The sequence below is a fragment of the Aminobacterium sp. genome (assembly GCF_034926885.1).
Classification (GTDB): Bacteria; Synergistota; Synergistia; order Synergistales; family Aminobacteriaceae; genus Aminobacterium.
Map to the genome: position 1 here is coordinate 123,367 of NZ_JAYFQR010000020.1, position 20,944 is coordinate 144,310.

The following is a 20,944-nucleotide window of genomic DNA, read 5'->3' on the forward strand; positions in this document are numbered from 1 at the left end:
GGTTCCCCCTCTTTTGTGTTTGATTATAGATAGAATGAAGGTGATGGGGAAAGTGTTTGATCGTCGAACGGTAGGCGTTTTGATTCTCGCTGCAGGTAAGGGAACGAGAATGAAAAGTAACCTCCCAAAAGTTCTTCAGCCTGTTCTTGAAGAGCCCCTCCTTTTTTATCCTCTTCAGGCAGCTCTAGCGGCTGGTTTGGAGAATAGAGCAGTAGTTATTGGTCATGGCGGAGATGCTGTGCAGACTTATATAAGTGCCATGAGTCCTGAAGTTCGGGTGATATGGCAGCATGACCAGTTAGGAACAGGGCATGCCGTGCAAATATCGAAGGAATGGTGGAACTCTTTTTCAGATATTCTTGTTATTCCTGGTGATGCACCTCTCCTAAAGAGTGAAATTCTTATTGATTTGGTCAAAGCGCATATAGATTCCCCAGCTTCTTGTACTTTCGCTAGTTTTATTACAGAGACTCCTGCAGGGTATGGTCGAGTAGTAAGAGATTCAAACGCACTTTCTATCGTGGAAGAAAAAGATGCCTCAGAAGAACAGAAAAAAATACGGGAAGTGAATAGCGGCATATATATTTTCAGAACTCCCGATCTCCTTTCAAATATTGACTCTCTTGCTAACGATAATGTGCAGGGGGAGTATTATTTGCCTGATGTTGTTGGGCTTATGTATGAGCAGGGCAAGAGCGTAGAGGCTCTTTGTTTTGATAACGGTACAGATTTTCAAGGGGTTAACAGCCCTCTTCAGCTTGCTGAAGCTACTTCTATTTTGAAGCAAAGAATTTTAAATCATTGGATGAGCCAGGGTGTAAAATGTGCTGATCCTTCTTCTGTTTTCATCGGACCTCGGGTCAGGCTAGAGGGAGATATATGGCTTGATCCTTTCGTTCAACTTTATGGGAATACTGAAATAGGTGACGGTACTCACATAGGGAGTCATTCTCTTATTCGCAATACTGTAATAGGTAAAAGTGTTGATATTATTAATTTTGTTTCTATAATTGCAAGTGAAATAGAAGACCATGCTACAATTGGTCCATTCTCCTTTATAAGAGATAATGCTCATATAGGAGAGGGAGCCTTTGTTGGTAAATTTGTGGAAATTAAAAAAAGCTCAATTGGTTCAGGAAGCAAGGTTCCGCATCTGTCTTATATAGGAGATGCAACCATTGGCAACCATGTGAACATAGGTGCAGGAACAATAACTTGTAATTACGATGGTGTTGCGAAAAATCCAACACACATTGGTGATAGGTGCTTTGTAGGAAGCGATACCATGCTTGTTGCGCCAGTGTCTCTTGGTGATGACTCCTTTACAGCAGCAGGATCTGTTATAACCGATGACGTTCCTGAAGGGGCCCTTGCCATTGCTCGAGCCAGACAGAAAAATATAGAGGGCTGGGTTTTGCGCCGCAAAGGCAGCAATCAAGAAGGGGGTAAGGAGTGATGGGTTCCAGTTCCAGGGAACTGAAGATTTTTTCGGGAACAGCCCATCCGGAATTCGCCAAAAGAATTTGCGCGGAACTGGGTGTGGAATTATCCCGTGCTAAACATTTTCGCTTTTCCGATGGAGAGCTAGGGCTTTCTATTGAAGAAAGTGTACGCGGAGCAGATGTTTATGTGGTGCAACCTACATGTAATCCCGTTAATGAGCATCTTATGCAGCTTTTTATTATGCTTGATGCTTTAAAGCGTGCATCTGCCTATCGAATCAATGTCGTAACTCCGTATTTTGGATATGCTCGGCAAGATCGAAAGACAAAGGCAAGAGATCCAATATCTGCCAAACTTGTAGCAAATCTTATGGAACATAGTGGAGCTTCTCGTCTGATAACTGCAGATTTACATGCAGGACAGATTCAGGGCTTTTTCGATATTCCCGTTGATCATTTGACAGGGGTTCCTCTTTTGGCGAATTATTTCAAGGAAAACTTCCCCAGTGAGATAAAAAGAGACGAAGTGGTCGTAGTCGCTCCTGATGTAGGTGGAGTTGTTCGCGCACGTCGTTTTGCTGTAACTTTAAATGCTGATCTTGCTATAGTAGATAAACGTCGTTCCCATGACGTGGCTAATCTTTGCGAAGTAATGGAAATTATAGGAGATGTAGAAGGTAAAGTAGCCATACTCATTGACGATATCATAGATACTGCAGGAACTATCTGTAATGCAGCTGCTGCTTTAAAAGAGCGTGGAGCTCAGAAAGTTTATGCTTGTGCAACTCATGGAGTTCTTTCCGGGCCAGCTATTGAGAGGCTGGAAAAAGCTGATATAGATAGTGTTATTTTAGCTGACACAATTCCATTGCCTGAAAACAAAAAGTTGGATAAAATTACACAGCTATCTATTGCTCCGTTATTTGCGGAAGCAATAGCTCGAGTGCACAGTGACAGATCCGTTAGCAGTTTATTCAGTTAATAATGTGCTTTCGGTAGCATTTGTTTTTCTAAAAGGAGGATGTTTGTAGATGGCTGAGTTCGTAAAGATAGCTCTTGAAGAGAGAAGTGAGAAGGGGAAAGAAGCCGTCAAGAAGCTGAGACCCACCGGCTATGTCCCAGCAGTATTTTATGGTCCCGAATATAAGGATTCTATTACTGCAAAAGTGAAGGTTTCAGAAGTGGCACCATTGATTCGTTCCGGTCACTGGGAGACTATTCGTATTCTTGCAACCCTTCCCGACGGTAAGGAAGAAATGTGCCTCATGAGAGAAGTGCAGAAGAATATTATTACCCAAGATGTAATGCACATTGATTTTATCCAGCTTGTTAAGGGACGTAAGGTTGCTGTTAATGTTCCTGTCTTGCTTGAAGGTAAAGAGGCTTGCGCTGCTCTTAAACAGGGAGCTGTTCTTGAACAGACATTGTATGAAATTGAAATGGACGTATTGCCAATAGAGATTCCAGATTCTGTGGTTCTTAATGTTTCTGGCTTGAAAGTTGGCGATAGTTTCTTAGTCAAAGACCTTTCACTTCCTGAGAGTGCTGAGATTGTTATTGATCCGGAAGAGATGGTAGTTTCTGTCGCATTACCTCAGATTGAAACTGAGACTGAGGAAGAAGAAGAGGAAACCGCAGCTGGAGAAGTAGAGGTCGTGGCGAAAGGAAAGGCCAAGGAGGAAGAAGAGGAGTAGTTTCTCTTGCGACTTATTGTAGGTCTTGGTAATCCTGGCGTTGAATACGCTTTAACTCGTCATAACGTAGGCTGGATGATTCTCGATCGTTTTATTGATTCTCATTCGCTAGGTGCTCCTTCTTTGAAATTTGATGGTATGGTATGGGGCCCTGAGTTCATCTGTGGCGAAAAATGTATTTTCTTGAAACCTCTTACCTACATGAATCTTAGTGGTAAATCTGTTGGGCAGGTTTGTAGATTTTACAAAATTGAGCCTGAAGATGTACTCGTGGTAAGTGATGATGTTGCGCTTCCTTTTGGAAAATTGCGATTGAGAACAAAAGGTTCTGCGGGTGGACATAATGGCCTTGCATCAATTTTAGGAGCTCTTCAAACATTGAACGTTCCGCGTCTTAGGGTAGGAGTCGGTGCTGTTCCCATGGGGAGAGACATGATATCCTGGGTAATCGGAACCTTCCCGTCAGAAGAGCGATCTTTACTTCCTGACGTTTTGGATGAGGCTGTAAATGCAGTAGAGCTGTGGCTTAAAGAAGAAATTCAATCAGCTATGAGCCTGATTAATGCTAAGAAGGAACGGACAGGGAAAGATGATAATTAAATGGCGAGACCGATGTCTCGCCATTTTTATTATGATAACAAGGATTGATACTTATAAAATTATCAAATATGGAGAAAAAAGAACCAGAAGGATTACTTTGGAATATTAAAGAATATCTTTGGAAAAAGGGTGGACATATCCATCTTCCTATAGATGGAGCTTCTCGTGCATGGGTTGTTGGTCGTAATACGCCACCTCTTCTTGTTGTGCTGCCTGATCAAAGACAGGCTGAAGATTTTATCTCAGATTACGAAAACCTTTGGCAAGGCGAAAGTGCAGAACTTTTATATGAATTGCCATTGACAGTAGAGGGGATACGCAATAAACCTCTCTATCTTCAACGGGGAGAGGTTTTATCTTCGTGGGAGAAAAAGGGCGGAATACTGGCCACAACTCCTGGTGGCTTGCTCTCTCCTTTCCTTATAGGAGACGGACTATTCCATTTGAAACGAAATTCGAATTATATTCGTAGCCGCCTTCTTTCATGGTTGGAAAATGCTGGATATGAGCGAGTTGATCTTGTCTGGAGTCCAGGACAGTATGTCGTGAGGGGATTTATCGTTGATATTTATGATCCGGCATATGCTTTGCCCATCCGGGTTGAGTTTTTCGATGAGGAAATAGAGAGTATTCGCTCTTTCCACCCTCAGAGTCAAACAAGCGTTTCTGAACTTGAAGAGATTGAAATTCATAGTATAAAGACAGCTAGAAAAAAGGTGTTGGAAGATATCCTCCCCTCCTCGTGCAAAGTTATTCTTTTCGAGCCTTCTCTCATAGAAAATAAAGCTGAATCATATCGATGGTTGTGGGAAGATCTTCGACATGAAGGGGATATCCCATCTTTACCATCATGGCCTGATTTTGTCATTTCTACTTTATCTGCAAAATCTAAAGTTAGAATTAGTACGACTATTGCTCGTTCTGAAGAGTCGTTTGATATACAAGAATGTCCTCACTTTCGAGGGGATATAGAAAAGTTTAAGTGGACATGTACATATTGGCGTAAAGAGTTATATTCTATTCATATTGTTTCTTCTGGGACATCGCTACAAAATGATAAAGAAATACAATCGCATGTCATCTTTCATAAAGGAGCTCTCTCCAAAGGTTTTATAGATGTATCTCGTAAAGAGGTATGGATATCAGATTATGAGATAGCAGGTGTTACCGTATCAAGAAGCGCTAAACCCTGGCGAGCCCTCCCACTCGATTGGAAAGAAAGATTAATAGAGAACCAATTAGTTATCCACGAAGATTATGGAGTTGCTGTTTATAGAGGTGTTGAGGAGATAATTTCAGGGGAAGAGAAGCTTGATTCTCTTGTTCTTGAATTTGCAAATAAGCAAAGACTACTTGTTCCATTTGTGCAGGTTCATAAAATTTCTCCTTTGCACGAAGAAGCAACGGCAGATGCTGTTCTCGATTCCTTACGCGGAACGCGATGGAAAAAGAGCCTGGAAAGAACGAAAGAGCGAATTCAGGAAGAGGTTAAGACTCTTATTCGCCTCTATGCTCGAAGAGAGTTGCTAAAAGGATACGCCTTCCCACCAAACACAGAAATGTATAGGCATTTTGTGGAGGCTTTCACATATGTTGAGACTTCTGATCAGTTGCAAGCTGAAAAAGACATTTGTGAGGATATGGAAAGTCCGTATCCTATGGATAGGTTGTTAGTTGGGGATGTGGGTTTTGGTAAAACAGAAGTAGCCATGCGTGCTGCTTTTAAAGCAGCTGAAGCTGGTAAACAAGTGGTTGTGCTTGTTCCAACAACTATATTAGCTCAACAACACTACCATACATTTCGAAGTCGTATGGCTGGTTTCCCCTTGCGAATTGAGGTTTTATCCCGTTTTATATCTTCTTCGAAGCAGAAAAAGATTTTGGAAGATACGAAAAATGGACGTGTAGATATACTTATCGGAACACAGCGGCTTCTTCAAAAAGATATAGAATTTGCTGATCTAGGCCTTCTCATTGTTGATGAAGAACATCGATTTGGAGTTATGCATAAAGAAAAGCTAAAAGAGACAAGAGAAGGAATTGACGTTTTAACTCTTTCAGCTACACCTATCCCAAGAACCCTCTCTTTGTCGTTACGTGGTTTGAGAAGCTTCTCTGTTATCTCGACCCCGCCTTATAATAGACTTCCTGTATTGACTATGGTGGGTCCAAGACGGAAAGATGTTATGGAGAGAGCTGTTTTACGAGAATTAAATAGAGGCGGTCAGGTGTTTTTTGTCTCTAATCGAATTAACCGTTTGAAAAATATATTTGTAGAACTAAAACATATGTTTCCCGATGCAAAAATTGGAATCGCACACGGTCAATTGGCTGAGCGCGATCTTGAAATAACGATGTTGGATTTTTACAATGGAAACTTGGATATTTTAGTCTGTACGACAATAGTTGAAAGTGGACTTGATATTCCACGAGCCAATACTTTGATAGTGGATAATGCGCAAGAATTAGGTTTGGCACAAATGTATCAACTTCGAGGCAGAGTAGGACGCCGAGAAGAGGGAGCATACGCTTTTTTCCTTTATCCGGAAAATGTTCCTCTTCAAAAAGAAACCGCCGAGCGTTTTGAAGCGATTTCGGCTTTTTCCGACATTGGCTCAGGCTATAATTTGGCCCTCCAGGATTTGAAAATAAGAGGTAGTGGAGATCTTGTCGGTGTGACTCAGCATGGACAAGGAGAACATATGGGCTACCATTTATATTACAAAATGCTTGAAGAAGAAATTGCTAGAGTAAGAGGCGAACTTTTCCTTGAGACTCCAGTTGATAGTGAACTTACAGGAGCGATTCCGTCTAGTTATATTCCTCAGGAAAATATTCGTATTACATTGTATAGACGATTGTTGAAAAATAGTACCTGGCAGGAATTAGAAGAGTTGCGGAAGGAAATTCGCGATAGGTTTGGCCCATTACCAGATGCACTTGCCTATCTTATTAATACAGCAATTGTGCGAAATTGTGGATCGTTTGTTGGAATAACGTCTATAGTTTCTGGATTAGATCAAACTGTGATTATGTTTAAAAAAGAGGATTTATATTCTAAACTGAAAAATATAAAGGGATGGATAAAAACGATTGATCGTATAGTAGGTCCAGGCGGCTATAAAGGTATGAGTAATGCGGCTAACGCTATTCAATCGCTTTTATCGACAAAGCTGGATATGGAGGGTAAAAAATGAGTACAACAGTAAATGCCGACCTTGAACGGCTTGTATCTATAATGGCCCGACTTCGAGCTCCAGAAGGATGTCCGTGGGATAGAGAGCAGACTTTCGAAACTCTTAGAAGTCACATAATTGAAGAAGCATACGAACTTGTAGATGCTATTTCTCAGCAAGATATAGACGAAATGAAGGAAGAAGCGGGAGACGTTTTGCTTCAAATTGTTTTTGTAGCACAATTGGCGAGAGAACAGGGTTTTTTTGATATAAAAGATGTAATATCCGAAATTTGTGATAAGCTCATACGAAGGCATCCGCATGTTTTTGGTGAAGTGGAAGTAAATGGGAGTGCTGATGTTCTTGCTAATTGGGAAAAGATTAAGGTTAAAGAAAAATCCTTAAAGAAGCGAGAAGATAAGTCTGTTCTCGCTGGCATCCCAGAAAGTTTGCCCCCACTTCTGAAGGCATATCGTATTCAGGCAAAAGTTTCTCATGTAGGTTTTGATTGGGAAAAAGGAGATATAAAGCCAGTTACAGATAAAATAAAAGAAGAGCTAAGCGAAGTAGAGGCAGCTGTGAACCAAGAGGAACAAGAGAGAGTGGAAGAAGAGTTAGGGGATTTATTTTTTGCTGTAGTAAACCTTTCTCGACATTTGGGAGTCAATCCTGATATTGCGCTTCAAAGAGCCAATAAAAAATTCGAAGAGAGGTTTCGCCAGGTAGAAAAAATGGTTCATCAAGAGGGAAGAGAGTGGGAAGATTATCAACTAAAAGACCTTGATTGTTTTTGGAATGAAGCAAAACGATCTGAGTCTTCCTTTGGACAGTCGAAAAAAACTTGCGACTCATCATTACAGTAATGGAGGCTGTGAATGATCATGAAAGAAGGAAATAATAAGAACGCTGTCAAAAGTGATAAGAAGGAAAAAACGTCCAGGATTGCCAAAATTGAGAATTTGAACGTGGCAAAAGTTGGCATTACTGAGACTGCTTTGCGAGATGCTCACCAATCTCTCATGGCGACGAGGATGCGTATTGAGGATATGCTTCCTGTTGCAGAAATGATGGATGAAATTGGCTACCATTCCCTAGAAGTTTGGGGTGGGGCGACCTTTGATTCTTGTATGCGGTTTCTCGACGAAGACCCTTGGGAAAGATTGCGCGTACTTCGTAAAATGTTTAAAAAGACGAAACTTCAAATGCTTCTTCGAGGCCAGAACGTTGTAGGGTATAGGCACTATGCTGACGATACCGTAAGAGAATTTGTGAAAAGAGCCGTTGGTAATGGCCTTGATATTATACGTATTTTTGATGCTCTCAACGATTTGCGTAACATGGAAGTTGCCGCTGATCAGGTGAAAAAAGAGGGTGCCCATTTGCAGCTTACAATTTCTTATACACTATCGCCTGTTCACACGCTTTCTGCCTTTGCAGATCTTGCTGCTAAGATGAAGGGAATGGGTGCTGATTCCATCTGTATCAAAGATATGGCAGGCCTTTTAAGCCCTGTAGATGCGGCTAAATTGGTGAAAGCTATTAAGAAAAAAGCAGGTCTTCCTGTGCAGGTTCACTCACACTATACGAGTGGAATGGCTTCCATGTCTTATCTTGCTGCTATTGAAGCGGGAGCGGATGTTGTAGATTGTGCTATATCTCCATTTTCGATGGGAACGAGTCAGCCTCCTACAGAGTCTCTTGTTGCGGCACTTGCCGGCGGAGAGTATGATACTGGCCTTAAATTAGACAAACTTGTACCTATTGCCAACCACTTTAAAAAAGTTCGTGAAAAATATAAGGACATTTTTGTAAAATTGGCAGGCGTAGATATTAATGTACTTATATATCAGATCCCAGGCGGAATGTATTCTAATCTTGTCAATCAGTTGCGGGAACAGAATGCATTGAACAGGTTAGAAGAAGTTTTGCAGGAAGTTCCTCGCGTGAGAAAAGAGATGGGATATCCTCCCCTTGTTACTCCGACAAGTCAGATAGTGGGAACACAGGCTACTCTAAATGTTCTGGTTGGTGAGCGATGGAAGATTATTCCTAAAGAAGTTCGTAATTACTTCCTTGGGTTCTATGGTAAACCACCAGCAGAAGTGGATTCAGACATTAAGAAAAAGGCTGTAGGGGATGAAGAGCCCATTACCTGCCGTCCAGGAGAGAAAATAGCTCCTGAAATGGAAGCGGCTAAAAAAGCTGTGGAACCTTGGGCTCTACAACCGGAAGATGCCCTTTCTTATGTCTTATTCCCGGCAGTGGCCAAGGATTTTCTCATGAAAAAATACGCAAAAAAAACGAAAAGAGACATAGGTCTTGAAACGTTGGTTGATGGAGCTGGATACCCAGTCTAAAGAAATACGAGGTATTACAAATATATGAGTGAGAATCATTTAAGAGCAACGGAAGAAAATTCTTTTTCTAAAATGCTAACTATTTCTGACCAAGATGTAATGGCTCGTCTTGCAGGAAATAATGACGAGAATTTTCAAGCTATTGAAGAACGCTTTCCTGTACGCCTTGTTGTACGAGGAGAACAAATAACTATTCAAGGCCCAGATAAAGATGTTATAGAGACCGTATATGGGTACCTTGAAGAGCTTTTTAAAGTAGCAAAACATGGTCATCAGATTCTCGCAGCTGATGTGAGATATGGTATGGATATGATCGCAATAGAGGGGAAGGCAAATCTTGCCCCCCTCTATAATGATATTATATGCACAACGGCGAGAGGAAAACCTGTTCGTCCAAAAACCGGCGGGCAAAAAGCATATATTGAGGCAATGCGTACCCATGATATAGTCTTTTCTATCGGACCGGCTGGAACGGGGAAAACCTATCTTGCTGTTTGTCAGGCAGTTGCCATGTTGAAAGCGGGAACGATAAGTCGTATCGTTTTAGTTAGGCCAGCTGTAGAAGCAGGAGAAAGTCTCGGCTATTTGCCAGGAGATTTAAGAGAAAAGGTTGCGCCTTATGTTCGTCCTCTTTATGATGCTTTTTACGATCTTTTTTCGCCGGAACGTTTTTTACGTTATATTGATAAAAGTGTTATAGAGATAGCTCCTTTAGCTTATATGCGGGGGCGAACTCTTAATGATAGTTTTATCATTCTCGACGAAGCACAAAATACGACACCCGAACAAATGAAGATGTTTTTAACACGCCTTGGTTTTGGTTCTAAAGCTGTTATTACTGGAGATATTACTCAGATAGATCTTCCTTCGGGAAAAAAGTCAGGATTGATTCAGGTGAGAGATATATTAGAAGGTGTTGAAGGAATAGCCTTTTTAGAACTTACTAATCATGATGTAGTGCGTCATGAGATAGTTCAGCGTGTTGTCAGAGCATATGAAGAGTATGAGCAACGGAATAAGTAGTTTTAAATTTCTTAAAAAATTGAAACGTTTGAAATCACGGTTAATGGAAGGAGAAGGAACTGTACGTCTCTATTCTGTTATTTTGCTTGTCCTTTTTGCTGTAATGCTTCTTTCTGTTAGATGGTTTTTTGATGAAGGAAGATATGGTTTTGTAGAAGGACATCCTGCCCCTCGTGCTTATCTTGCCATTTCTCCCATGAAATATGTCGATGAAGATAAAACGAAATTGTTGCGTGATCGTGTTCAGAACACCATATCTGGTGTTCTGGTTCGTGATTCTGACGCGCTTAATTCAATGACAACGCAATTTAAAATGTTGGAGGCCGGTGATCTTGAAGGGGCTATGATTTCCAAAGATCTTGTAACCCTTCTAAATCAGTTGCCCAAAACAAAAAAGGAGACGGCATTAAAAGCGGTTGCGAAAATAGGGTTTAACATCCTTTTAAAAGAAAACAATGCGGATACTTTTAGCAACCCGACGCCTGAAGCTCTTTGGTTGGAAATTGAATCCCTTGATTTGCCTATGGACTTAAATAATTTAATATATCAACTTCTAGAAGATGTGCTTCGACCTGCCGTAAAAGTAGACGAAGAATTAACGCAGAATCTACGAAGTGACCTTGCTTCTAGTTTGAAGCCTATCGAACAATATCTAAAAGTAGGCGATGTTATTGTTGAGAAGGGAGAAATTATTACTCCCCAGCTTGCTCGCATCCTTCTTTCGCAAGGATATTTACAACAGCATTTCCCATGGAAAATTTTTACTCTTTCTTTTCTCCTTATACTGTGTTGGCCTTTTTGGATTCGCTTGCCTGCTTTTGCTTCAGGAGGGCAAAACTATGACCTCAATGAAATCTATATAGCGTGTGTTGTTGGTGCTTATTGGTTTGCTGAGTATATTTCAGGCCTTTTAGGGGCGCGAGGAGTTGCTATCGTTACCCTTACGGGATGGGCCTATCTTGTACTGCCCTTTTCTTTAGGATTTCAGGTTATCTTTGGTGCCTCTATTATTGCGTCAATACTCATGTCAGCTTTTTCTACCTCTGAAATTGTGCTTGTCAGTTTTATGGGGCTTACTGCAGCTATGACAGGACGCTTCTTCTTTAGAGATGTGCATTCGAGAAGTCACTTATGGAGGCAACTTTTTATTGCAGGCCTTCTTCCTGTTTTTGCGGGAATATTTGCACGATGGGCGATTTCATTGGAATTAACGTGGCAGGTCTTTTTGATCTCATGCTTGGCAGAAGCCTTGTGGGGAACGGTGGTTATTGCTTTTCTCCCTATATGGGAAAATTTCTTTGATATCATGTCTCCCTTGCGCCTTATGGAGCTTTCGTATCCCACTCAGCCTTTACTCAAAAAACTTCAAATAGAGGCCCCTGGAACATATCATCACTCGCTTATGGTTGGGACTTTAGCAGAAACTGCGGCTGATAGGTTGGGTATGAATGCGTATCTTATAAGGGCTGGTGCTTATTACCATGATATAGGGAAATTACGTCGACCTCATTTCTTTGTGGAAAACCAGATGGAAGGGGAAAATATTCATGACGAGCTGACTCCATCCCTTTCTGCGTTAGTTATTATTGCACACGTAAGGGAAGGTCTTGAAATAGCCAATGAATATCATTTGCCCGCGAAATTACGTCAATTTATAGCTGAACACCATGGTACAACGTGTCTTTCTTATTTTTACCGTAAATCAAATTCACAAGGTGAAAAATTACCACGAGAGCAGTTTTGTTATCCCGGCCCTCGTCCCTCATGCAGAGAGACGGCACTATTAATGCTAGCGGATTCAGTTGAAGCTGCTGTTCGCGCAGATAGAAAAAATATATCTGGAATACAAGACTTGGAAAAAGTGATATCAGGAGTTATTGATTCCAAGGTTGCGGAAGGCCAGCTTGATAACGTAGATTTTACTTTAAAAGATTTATCAGAGATTAAAGAAGCCTTGATTTATGCATTGCAATCAGTTTATCATGGTCGTAAGGTAAAAGAAATTCAATCCTCAGAAGAAGAGGATAAAAAGGATACCACTCCTGAGCTGACTCAGGAGAATCTAAAAAATGAAAATTAACAGGAGGCGTAACACGTGAAGGTTCATTTATGTCTTGACAATATTGATGAAGGAGAATCTGAAAGTAGTAAGGCCCTTAGAAAATTAGAGGGCCGCGAGGAAATATTGGAGAGGGTTGTCAACCATCTCTTCCCGGAAAAGTATGATGACCAAGAGGCTGAAGTTTCTATTTCTATTGTTTCCCCATCAGAAATGCAAGAAAAGAACAGGGAATATCGCGAGATAGACGAACCAACAGATGTCCTTTCTTTCCCTATGTGGGAAGAAAATGGAGAGTTTCTCCCTCCTCAAGGATGGGATATTCTGCCATTAGGGGATATCCTCATTTGTGAAGAAATTGTTAGGGAAAATGCCAGCCAAAACAATGTGTCGTTTATTGAAGAACTTTATTTAATGGTGGCACATGGATTCCTTCACCTTTTAGGATTGGATCATGACACGGAAGAAAAAAAAGAAGCAATGTGGAACCTTCAATTTAGAATTCGCGAAAATTGGTGTTCTGAACAGAGACAGGGTGTTTCCCCTATAGAAGGAGGACTGATTCTCTAGTGGATATTCCTCTGTCTGCCATGAGATATGGTTTCTTTCTTCTGTTTTTGCTACTCCTTTCTGCGTTTTTTAGTAGTGCAGAAACAGCGATAACAGCAGCGGGAAGGGGAAAGTTGCTTGCGTTGCAAGAACGCCATCCATTTCAACGTCGTTTTTTCCAATGGTTAGTGGGAGATACACAACGTGCTCTTACTATTACTCTTGTTTCAAACAACCTTGTTAATATAGCAGCGAGTGCTGTAGCAACTTCATTGGCAATTATCTTGTTCGGTCATAAAGGTGTTTTTGGTGCAGTTATCATTATGACTGTGGTCATTGTCATTTTTGGTGAAATTTTGCCAAAAAGTATAGCTATTATAAAATCAGAATCAATTCTGCTTGTCACTCTTCCTATATTGCGTTTCCTTGGTCTGATCTTCGCACCTTTCATATGGATCATGAATCATTTTGTGCGGATGATAGGCCTTCTTTTTGGAGTGGATTTAAAGACGCAACATCCCTTTGTGACAAGAGAAGAAATAGAACAAATGGTTAATATTGGAGAAGCATCTGGTGCTCTCGAAGCAGTGGAGCGCAAGATGATTCATGGTATTATCTCTTTCGAAGAGACTCGTGTCTATGAGATTATGATTCCAAGGACAGACATGAACGCTATTGCCAGTAACGCAACAATAGGAGAATCAGTTAGCATTTTTCAGGAGTTCGGACATTCCAGAGTTCCCGTATACGGAGAAAGCCTCGATGATATTGAAGGAATTCTCTATGTGAAAGATACCATCCCGTATCTTTATTCAGGAATGAGTGAAGAGCCTGTTTCCAAACTTAAGAGAGATGCTCTCTTCGTGCCTGAAACAATGAAAATTGTAGATGTGTTTAATATTATGAAAAATAGACATGTCCATATGGCCATAGTTGTCGATGAATATGGGGGAACAGCAGGTCTCGTTACGCTGGAAGATCTTCTTGAAGAGATAGTTGGTGAAATACAAGACGAATACGATTCAGAAACTGCGCCCGTATTAAAAGAGACGGGTGGCAACTATCTTGTCCAGGCAAATGTAAGTTTAGAAGATCTTAGTGAAATATTGAATTACTCGTTTGAATCAGAAGATGCAGAAAGTGTCGGTGGTCTTATTCTCGCTTTAACCGGAGGCTTCCCTGAAAAAGGTGCCATTCTTCAATATGGGAAATGGGAGATAGAGGTTCTTGATGTGGAAGATCACCGCATAAAACTTTTGAGGTTTCATGAGGTATTAAAAGATGACATCCAAGAAGATGACGAATAATATAAATTCTCCCTGGCCTTCTCTTGCCGTTACTCCTGAGCTTCTTATGGGGGCGGCGAGGGAGGTCCAGTTTTTTTCATATTCTCCCTACTCACATTTTGCTGTGGGAGCAGCTTTGCTTTTAAGTGACGATAACATAATCACTGGATGTAATGTAGAAAATTCTTCTTACAGCCTTACTCTTTGCGCAGAAAGAAGCACAATTGTACAGATGGTTGCTCGCGGAGAAAAATCCCCCCTTGCGCTTGCCGTTGTAGGGACAAAGGGAAAACCTTGTTATCCATGTGGAGCGTGCCGTCAAGTGTTGTGGGAGTTTAATCCTGAAATGATTCTGGTGTTTGAAAATGGAGAAAACAAGCTGCAGATAGTTTCGTTACGCGAACTTTTCCCTTATCCTTTTGGCAGAGAGGACTTACAAGACTAATGGAAGAAATGGATTTTAAATTTGGGATAGTACCTATTGTAGGGCGTCCTAACGTAGGAAAATCTTCTCTATTAAATGCTATTCTTACGTATAAGGTATCTATTGTTTCAGAGAAACCTCAAACAACGAGAAATGCCATACATGGAATTTATAATGAACCTGGACTTCAAATTGTTTTTACAGATACTCCTGGGATTCATAAGCCAAGGCATAAATTAGGCGAAGCCTTAGTAACCGCAGCTATACGTTCTCTCGAAAATGCTGATTTGATCCTCTATGTAGTAGAGGCAGAGGATAGCAAACTTTCCCCAGAAGACGAACGAATTGTAGATATTCTTAAAGAAGTTACTACGCCTATTTTACTTGTCATCAACAAAGCTGACAGGGTACAAGAAAGTAAAAAAAGGCTTAACAAGGTGATATCTATCTTTCAAGAAATGTTGCCTTTTGCAGAGGTCTTGGGAGTCTCAGCAAAAAAAGGGTATAATATAGAACGTCTTGTACAAACTATTAAAAAAAGGCTACCGGAAGGCTTCCCGTGGTATGACGAAGAGGTTCTTACTGATAGTCCTGAGCGTTTTTTAGCTGGAGAGATAATCAGAGAAAAGGTTTTACGCCTGACTCATGAAGAGGTTCCACATAGTTTGGCTGTAGAGATAGAAGAGTATAAGAGTCCTGATGAATACCCGGAGAGAGATGTCCTTTATATACGTGCGAATCTTGTTGTAGAGAGAGATGGTCAAAAGACGATCATTATAGGAAAAAAGGGACGTAAAATAAAAGAAATAGGAAGCTATGCCCGTGCTGATCTGGAGAAAATGACAGGCCATAAGGTTTTTCTTGATCTCTGGGTTAAAGTTCGCCCAGGATGGCGGCAGTCAGAAAGTGAACTTCGGAGGATGGGATATACAGGAAGGTGATACTATCGCTGTGGATTTTTTAACGCAAGGCCTTTTTTCTAGTTCTGGAATAGTTTTGCGTCGCACAATAAGTGCTGAAGGCGATATGTCTTTACAACTTTTTTTAAAAAAGATAGGGCCAGTTTGGGCTCAAGCACCAGGTTCGGCTCGAGGACGAGTTCGATTTGGCGGCGCCACAGAACCTCTCACATGGGGTTCTTTTAACCTTTATAAGGGACCTAAGCGTTTTTATGTCAAATCTATTGATATTAAAGACGATATGTGGAAATTGCGTCTTGATGCGCAAAAACTTTCTGTTGGATTGCAATGGAATAGGCTGATTGCTCGTTATACATGTTCTGGAATTGCAGAAGATAGTTTGCTTGCCTTACTATATTGGACGATGCGTTCTTTGAGTGATGGAGTAGATCCCCTTTTGCTTTCGTGGCGTCTTTTATGGAGATGGCTGCATATTCGTGGGGAAGCTCCAGATTTGTTTTCTTGTGAGCAATGTGGTAAAGAACTTACATCCGAAGCTTTTTGGTCAGAAACAGGGTTACTTTGTTCTCGTTGTTCCAATAAAGTGGGTGGAGTTGTTCCTTATAATGATTTGAAAGCTCTCCAGGTGGCGGCGTTGATTTCTCGTAAAAGTCTGCCTGCTCAGGAATTTTCAATGGAGGGCGTTTTTTTAAAGGCTCAAATAGAGCGGTTGAAATTTCTTTTAGAAAAAAATAATTAGAAAATTAAATATACAGGAAGAAATGCAGGGTTCGTTGAAAGGGAGGTCTTTGGTGTGAACTTTCAAGAAATTATTTTTCGCCTTGAGCGTTTTTGGGCTGAACAGGGATGTGTCATTCAGCAACCGTATGATATAGAGGTAGGTGCAGGTACTATGAACCCTGCAACTGCTTTACGGGTGCTTGGCCCAGAACCGTGGAAAGTAGCATATGTCGAGCCTTCAAGAAGACCGACAGATGGACGTTATGGAGAAAATCCGAACAGGTTACAACATTATTATCAGTATCAGGTTATTGTTCAGCCGGCGCCAGATAATATACAGGAGATATATCTTGCCAGTCTTGGTGCTTTAGGTATAGAGCCTGAGGAACATGATATACGCTTTGTTGAAGATGACTGGGAATCCCCGACAGTTGGTGCATGGGGACTAGGATGGGAAGTATGGCTTGATGGAATGGAAGTTACTCAGTTCACCTATTTCCAGCAAGTTGGTGGCGTAGACATGGCTCTTGTTCCGGCAGAATTGACTTATGGAATTGAGCGGATCGCCATGTTTGTTCAAAAAGTTGAGAATGTATATGACCTTGCCTGGGTCAACGATGTAACGTATGGAGATATCCACCACTGGGATGAAGTGGAATTTTCCCATTACAATTTCGAAATAGCTGATACAGATATGCTTTTTAAACTTTTCGCTATGTATGAGGCTGAAGCGAATCATATTCTTGCTAAAGGATACATTCTCCCTGCTTATGACTATGTCTTGAAATGTTCTCATACCTTCAACCTTCTTGATGCGCGAAATGCCATCAGTGTAACAGAGCGTACCGGCTATATTTCTCGTATACGGACATTGGCAAGTCGTTGCTGTGAAGAGTACGCAGCAAAACGGGAAGAAATGAACTATCCCTTTATGAATAAATTCTCTCGTTAGGTTTAGGAAGAGGTGAAGACTCATGGCATATAAAAATCTTTTATTGGAAATAGGAACAGAAGAAATCCCTTCTCGCTTTCTTCCCAATGCGTTAGATACACTTGTGAACAACGTAGAAAAAGAGTTTGATGCTGCACGTATCAAATATGGGCGGGTAGCTGCTTATGGAACACCTCGTCGTATGGCTTTAGTTGTGCGTGATATAGAAGAAAAGCAGGACGATAAGGTTATGAACTATAAAGGCCCTACATGGGATTCTGCTTTTGATGCAAATGGGAATCCGACAAAAGCAGCTTTGGGCTTTGCAAAAAGCAAGGGAGTCGAGTATGAAAATCTGCTCCCCAAAGAAGTTGATGGAGTGCGATATGCTTTTGCTGTTATTTCCGAGCAAGGGAATCCTGTTCAGGAGTTACTTCCTGAAATATTGCCTTCAGTTATAAATCAGCTTGTCTTTCCCAAAAATATGTATTGGTCTGATTCGACTGTTAAGTTTGCACGACCTATCAGATGGATTGTTTCTTTGCTTGATAGTACAGTCATTCCATTTAATTATGGTGGTATACAGAGCGGTAATGTTACTCGGGGCCATCGCTTTATGGGTGCTAGAAATATAGAGATCAATGATGCAGCTGAATTTATGGAAAAACTTTACGATAATTACGTTATCGTAGACCAAGAGAAGAGAAAACAGAAAATGATCTCTGGTATCAATGCTCTTGAAAAAGAGATAGGTGGAAAGGTCGAATTAGATCCTGAATTAGTGGAAGAAAACCTGTATCTTGTGGAGTTTCCGGTTCCTTTTTATGGGTCTTTTGACAAAAAATTCCTTGAAATTCCAGAAGAGGTTCTTACTACAAGTATGAAAAAACATCAGAAATATTTCCCAGTCAGAAACGAATCGGGAAAATTGATGCCATATTTTGTAGGAGTAAGTAACAATAGAGCCACCAATATGGGTGTTGTGCGTGAAGGGAATGAACGGGTTCTTAGAGCTAGATTAGAGGATGCTTCGTTCTTCTGGACCGAAGATCAGAAGAAATCTTTGGCAAGCCGAGTAGAAGAATTGAAGGATATTCTCTATCAGGAAAAATTAGGAACTCTTTACGATAAGATGATGGCAACTCAAAAATTGGCAAAATATATTTGTGAAACTCAGGGATATTCTGACGTTGCAAAATTGGTAGATCGTGCTGCATGGCTTTCTAAGTGTGATTTGTTGACGAATATGGTCTATGAGTTCCCTGAACTTCAGGGGGTTATGGGAAGAGAATATGCTTTACGTAATGGGGAACCGGAAAGGGTTGCCAAAGCTATTTATGAACAGTATTTACCTAAATTTGCAGGCGATGTTGTCCCTTCTGATACTGTAGGTGCTCTCCTTGGAATAGCCGAACGTGTTTACGTGATAGTAAACTGCCATAAGGTTGGATTACAGCCTACAGGATCTCAAGATCCTTACGCCCTCAGGCGTGCTGCTAGATGCATCAATGAAATTATATGGGGACTTAATCTTGATATTGATCTTTTGAATATTATGGAGCAGGCTGGAAAAGATGCTGACGTATCTTCTGAAATTATGGAGCAGGTTTGGACTTTCTTTGAGCAACGTTTGCATGTACAGCTGAAAGAAAAGGGATTCGAACACGATCTTGTGTCTCTTGCTATTTCAGTGACTGGAAGAAGACCTTTACAGGTTCTACGTTTCTTGAACGTTGTAAACAAAGTAAAAAGCGAAGAATGGTTCGTGGATCTTGTAACAGCAGCTGTTCGCGTGAGAAATATATTGTCAAAGGCTGAGGATGTTTCTTCTGATGTTAACACGTCTCTTTTCCAGAAAGACGTGGAAAAGGCTCTCTTTGATGAAATGAACGAAATGCAGCCACTCGTAGAGGAAGCATTGCAAAAGTATGATTGGGATGAGTTAATGTCACTTCTCACGAGACTTTCTCCTCGTATTACTGTTTTCTTTGATGATGTTATGATTATGGATAAAGATCTTGATGTCAGACAAAACAGATTAGCTTTGCTTTCTCGTTGTAATGGTATTTTCCGAGAAGTTGGGGATTTAGGTGTTTTGAAAAATTAGGAGGGAAAACGTGAGCTCTCTGTCGTTATTTATTGTTTCAGATTCTACTGGGGAAACCGCAGAACATGTTGCACATGCTGCGATGAGTCAGTTTGAATCATCTTTTAGCCAGGTTACTCGTTTCAGGTACGTTGATTCTGAGGATAAGGTAAAAGATATTCTTCAGAAAGCAGCTTTAGCTCGTCCTGTGCTTGTCTGTACTTTGGTCAATAAAAGCATAAGACGATCTATGGCTATGAGAGCTCAAAAATTGGGAGTACCCTTTGTTGATCTCCTTGGTCCTATTCTTGATCTTCTTGAAATGCGATTGGGAGAAGCTGCTTTGGAATCTCCTGGGCTGAATCGTCGCATGGATGAAGAATATTTTAGGCGAGTAAAGGCAGTTGAGTTTGCAATTCAGTGTGATGACGGTCGAAATCCGTCTGCATTGCCGATGGCCGATCTTGTTATACTAGGCGTTTCAAGAACGGGAAAGACCCCTCTTTCAATGTATATTGCTAATCGTGGATTTAAAGTGGCAAATGTTCCTTTAATACCTGAAGTAGATCCTCCTCAGGAAGTTTTTTCTGTGTCTAAGGATCGGTTGGTAGGTCTGATAATAGATCCTCGCAAGTTGACACAAATTCGAGAAGAAAGGCTGAAGCTGCTGGGACTTGATCCCGCAGCTTCAGCCTATGCTAATAGGGAACGTGTTAAGCGAGAGCTTGAATATGCCCATAACATCATGTCGCAATTAAATTGCAGAATATATGATGTAACGGGGAGAGCAGTTGAAGAGAATGCTCAAGAGATCATGGATCTTCTTCGGGGGTAAGGTGTATGTTAGAAGTAAAAGAACCACTTGAAGTATTTGTCGTATCAGATTTTACAGGGGAAACAGTTGAGGGAGTTACCCGGGCGGCAACGAGCCAATTTCAACCATCTAGAGTTAAACTCCATCGTTTCCGCTATGTAAATAGCATTGAAAAGGCGCAAAATGTTTTGGAGATGGCGGCTTCAAAGAATGCAGTTCTGATCTGTACCCTTGTGGATAAAGCTGTACGTCATTGGGTTATTGAAAATGGCAACGTTATGAATGTTGATGTTATAGATGTATTTGGTCCCTTACTTAATACTCTTTCTGATATTTTAGGTAAGGATCCTCTAGAAAAACCAGGGCTTTCCCATGTTATGGACGAAGAATACTTCAAACGTGTCAAAGCAGTAGAATTTACTATTAGTTGTGATGATGGAAGCAATACGTATCTTTTACCAGAGGCAGAACTTGTTATTCTCGGCGTTTCTAGAACATGTAAAACCCCTCTTTCAATGTATCTTGCTCATAAGGGGATAAAAACAGCTAATGTGCCTCTTGTTCCAGGACTCGCTCCTCCTGAGGAGCTTTTTAAAATCGATTCATCCCGTATTATAGGTTTGACTATAGATCCAGAGTATCTAATTGATATTCGAGTGAAACGTTTAGCTATATTAGGACTTGATCCTGAGGAATCGGACTATACTAGACGAGAAAAGGTTTATGAAGAACTCGACTACGCGAATTCAATTATGACTGCCCTTGGCGCTAGAATTTTTAATGTCACAGGTCGTGCTTTAGAAGAAACTTCACAAGAAATATTGGCGTACATCAGGCATTAAGTCCTCCGTATCTATTAGGAG

Annotated in this window: 18 protein-coding genes; all 18 read left to right on the plus strand. The window is 40.9% G+C overall.

Annotation, left to right across the window (positions count from 1 at the left end; genetic code table 11):
* Positions 1-43: 43 nt before the first annotated feature.
* The 18 genes from glmU (at position 44) to VB083_RS09690 (ending at position 20,923) form a co-directional block, all read left to right on the plus strand.
* Entirely contained in the window at positions 44-1,456 is a 1,413-nt protein-coding gene (gene glmU / locus VB083_RS09605; RefSeq protein WP_213690684.1) for a bifunctional UDP-N-acetylglucosamine diphosphorylase/glucosamine-1-phosphate N-acetyltransferase GlmU, read from the plus strand.
* Complete coding sequence (locus VB083_RS09610; RefSeq protein WP_213690702.1) at positions 1,456-2,424, plus strand: ribose-phosphate diphosphokinase; 969 nt, start codon at positions 1,456-1,458, stop codon at positions 2,422-2,424. Before glmU ends, VB083_RS09610 begins: the two co-directional genes overlap by 1 nt.
* Positions 2,425-2,473: 49 nt before the next feature.
* Positions 2,474-3,136, plus strand: a complete 663-nt coding sequence (locus VB083_RS09615) for a 50S ribosomal protein L25 (protein WP_213690685.1) — start codon at positions 2,474-2,476, stop codon at positions 3,134-3,136.
* 6 nt (positions 3,137-3,142) lie between these two features.
* Positions 3,143-3,736, plus strand: a complete 594-nt coding sequence (gene pth, locus VB083_RS09620; RefSeq protein ID WP_213690686.1) for an aminoacyl-tRNA hydrolase — start codon at positions 3,143-3,145, stop codon at positions 3,734-3,736.
* Positions 3,737-3,804: 68 nt separating this feature from the next.
* Complete coding sequence (locus tag VB083_RS09625; RefSeq protein WP_213701773.1) at positions 3,805-6,933, plus strand: DEAD/DEAH box helicase; 3,129 nt, start codon at positions 3,805-3,807, stop codon at positions 6,931-6,933.
* Positions 6,930-7,775, plus strand: coding sequence for a nucleoside triphosphate pyrophosphohydrolase (gene mazG / locus VB083_RS09630; protein WP_213690688.1), 846 nt, complete (start codon positions 6,930-6,932; stop codon positions 7,773-7,775). The genes VB083_RS09625 and mazG overlap by 4 nt, the downstream gene beginning before the upstream one ends.
* 12 nt (positions 7,776-7,787) lie before the next feature.
* A complete protein-coding gene (locus VB083_RS09635) occupies positions 7,788-9,269 on the plus strand; it encodes a pyruvate carboxylase subunit B (protein ID WP_307879462.1) in 1,482 nt (493 codons plus the stop codon).
* 24 nt (positions 9,270-9,293) lie between these two features.
* On the plus strand, positions 9,294-10,292 hold the full coding sequence (locus tag VB083_RS09640) for a PhoH family protein (RefSeq protein ID WP_213690689.1): 999 nt from the start codon (positions 9,294-9,296) through the stop codon (positions 10,290-10,292).
* Positions 10,273-12,372, plus strand: coding sequence for an HD family phosphohydrolase (locus VB083_RS09645; protein ID WP_213690690.1), 2,100 nt, complete (start codon positions 10,273-10,275; stop codon positions 12,370-12,372). Before VB083_RS09640 ends, VB083_RS09645 begins: the two co-directional genes overlap by 20 nt.
* Before the next feature lie 15 nt (positions 12,373-12,387).
* Positions 12,388-12,921, plus strand: a complete 534-nt coding sequence (gene ybeY, locus VB083_RS09650; protein WP_213690691.1) for an rRNA maturation RNase YbeY — start codon at positions 12,388-12,390, stop codon at positions 12,919-12,921.
* A complete protein-coding gene (locus VB083_RS09655) occupies positions 12,921-14,207 on the plus strand; it encodes a hemolysin family protein (protein WP_307879461.1) in 1,287 nt (428 codons plus the stop codon). Before ybeY ends, VB083_RS09655 begins: the two co-directional genes overlap by 1 nt.
* Entirely contained in the window at positions 14,182-14,631 is a 450-nt protein-coding gene (locus tag VB083_RS09660) for a cytidine deaminase (RefSeq protein ID WP_213690692.1), read from the plus strand. Before VB083_RS09655 ends, VB083_RS09660 begins: the two co-directional genes overlap by 26 nt.
* The gene (era, locus tag VB083_RS09665; RefSeq protein WP_213690693.1) at positions 14,631-15,551 is read left to right on the plus strand and encodes a GTPase Era; all 921 of its coding nucleotides are present in this window, start codon (positions 14,631-14,633) and stop codon (positions 15,549-15,551) included. The genes VB083_RS09660 and era overlap by 1 nt, the downstream gene beginning before the upstream one ends.
* A complete protein-coding gene (gene recO, locus VB083_RS09670) occupies positions 15,517-16,269 on the plus strand; it encodes a DNA repair protein RecO (RefSeq protein WP_213690694.1) in 753 nt (250 codons plus the stop codon). Before era ends, recO begins: the two co-directional genes overlap by 35 nt.
* Before the next feature lie 54 nt (positions 16,270-16,323).
* Complete coding sequence (gene glyQ / locus VB083_RS09675; protein WP_213690695.1) at positions 16,324-17,202, plus strand: glycine--tRNA ligase subunit alpha; 879 nt, start codon at positions 16,324-16,326, stop codon at positions 17,200-17,202.
* A gap of 22 nt (positions 17,203-17,224) precedes the next feature.
* Complete coding sequence (glyS, locus tag VB083_RS09680) at positions 17,225-19,288, plus strand: glycine--tRNA ligase subunit beta (protein ID WP_323402000.1); 2,064 nt, start codon at positions 17,225-17,227, stop codon at positions 19,286-19,288.
* A gap of 10 nt (positions 19,289-19,298) precedes the next feature.
* Positions 19,299-20,102 carry a pyruvate, water dikinase regulatory protein gene (locus tag VB083_RS09685; protein WP_213690697.1) on the plus strand — a complete coding sequence of 268 codons (804 nt, stop codon included), beginning with the start codon at positions 19,299-19,301 and terminating at the stop codon, positions 20,100-20,102.
* A 5-nt stretch (positions 20,103-20,107) separates the two neighbouring features.
* A complete protein-coding gene (locus tag VB083_RS09690) occupies positions 20,108-20,923 on the plus strand; it encodes a pyruvate, water dikinase regulatory protein (protein WP_213690698.1) in 816 nt (271 codons plus the stop codon).
* Positions 20,924-20,944 lie beyond the last annotated feature (21 nt).

Bases quoted from the DNA above. Each gene is read 5' to 3' on its own strand.
- glmU (WP_213690684.1), top strand. From the start codon at position 44: ATGGGGAAAGTGTTTGATCGTCGAACGGTAGGCGTTTTGATTCTCGCT.
- VB083_RS09610 (WP_213690702.1), top strand. From the start codon at position 1,456: ATGGGTTCCAGTTCCAGGGAACTGAAGATTTTTTCGGGAACAGCCCAT.
- VB083_RS09615 (WP_213690685.1), top strand. From the start codon at position 2,474: ATGGCTGAGTTCGTAAAGATAGCTCTTGAAGAGAGAAGTGAGAAGGGG.
- VB083_RS09625 (WP_213701773.1), top strand. From the start codon at position 3,805: ATGGAGAAAAAAGAACCAGAAGGATTACTTTGGAATATTAAAGAATAT.
- mazG (WP_213690688.1), top strand. From the start codon at position 6,930: ATGAGTACAACAGTAAATGCCGACCTTGAACGGCTTGTATCTATAATG.
- VB083_RS09635 (WP_307879462.1), top strand. From the start codon at position 7,788: ATGATCATGAAAGAAGGAAATAATAAGAACGCTGTCAAAAGTGATAAG.
- VB083_RS09640 (WP_213690689.1), top strand. From the start codon at position 9,294: ATGAGTGAGAATCATTTAAGAGCAACGGAAGAAAATTCTTTTTCTAAA.
- VB083_RS09645 (WP_213690690.1), top strand. From the start codon at position 10,273: ATGAGCAACGGAATAAGTAGTTTTAAATTTCTTAAAAAATTGAAACGT.
- VB083_RS09660 (WP_213690692.1), top strand. From the start codon at position 14,182: ATGACATCCAAGAAGATGACGAATAATATAAATTCTCCCTGGCCTTCT.
- era (WP_213690693.1), top strand. From the start codon at position 14,631: ATGGAAGAAATGGATTTTAAATTTGGGATAGTACCTATTGTAGGGCGT.
- glyS (WP_323402000.1), top strand. From the start codon at position 17,225: ATGGCATATAAAAATCTTTTATTGGAAATAGGAACAGAAGAAATCCCT.
- VB083_RS09690 (WP_213690698.1), top strand. From the start codon at position 20,108: ATGTTAGAAGTAAAAGAACCACTTGAAGTATTTGTCGTATCAGATTTT.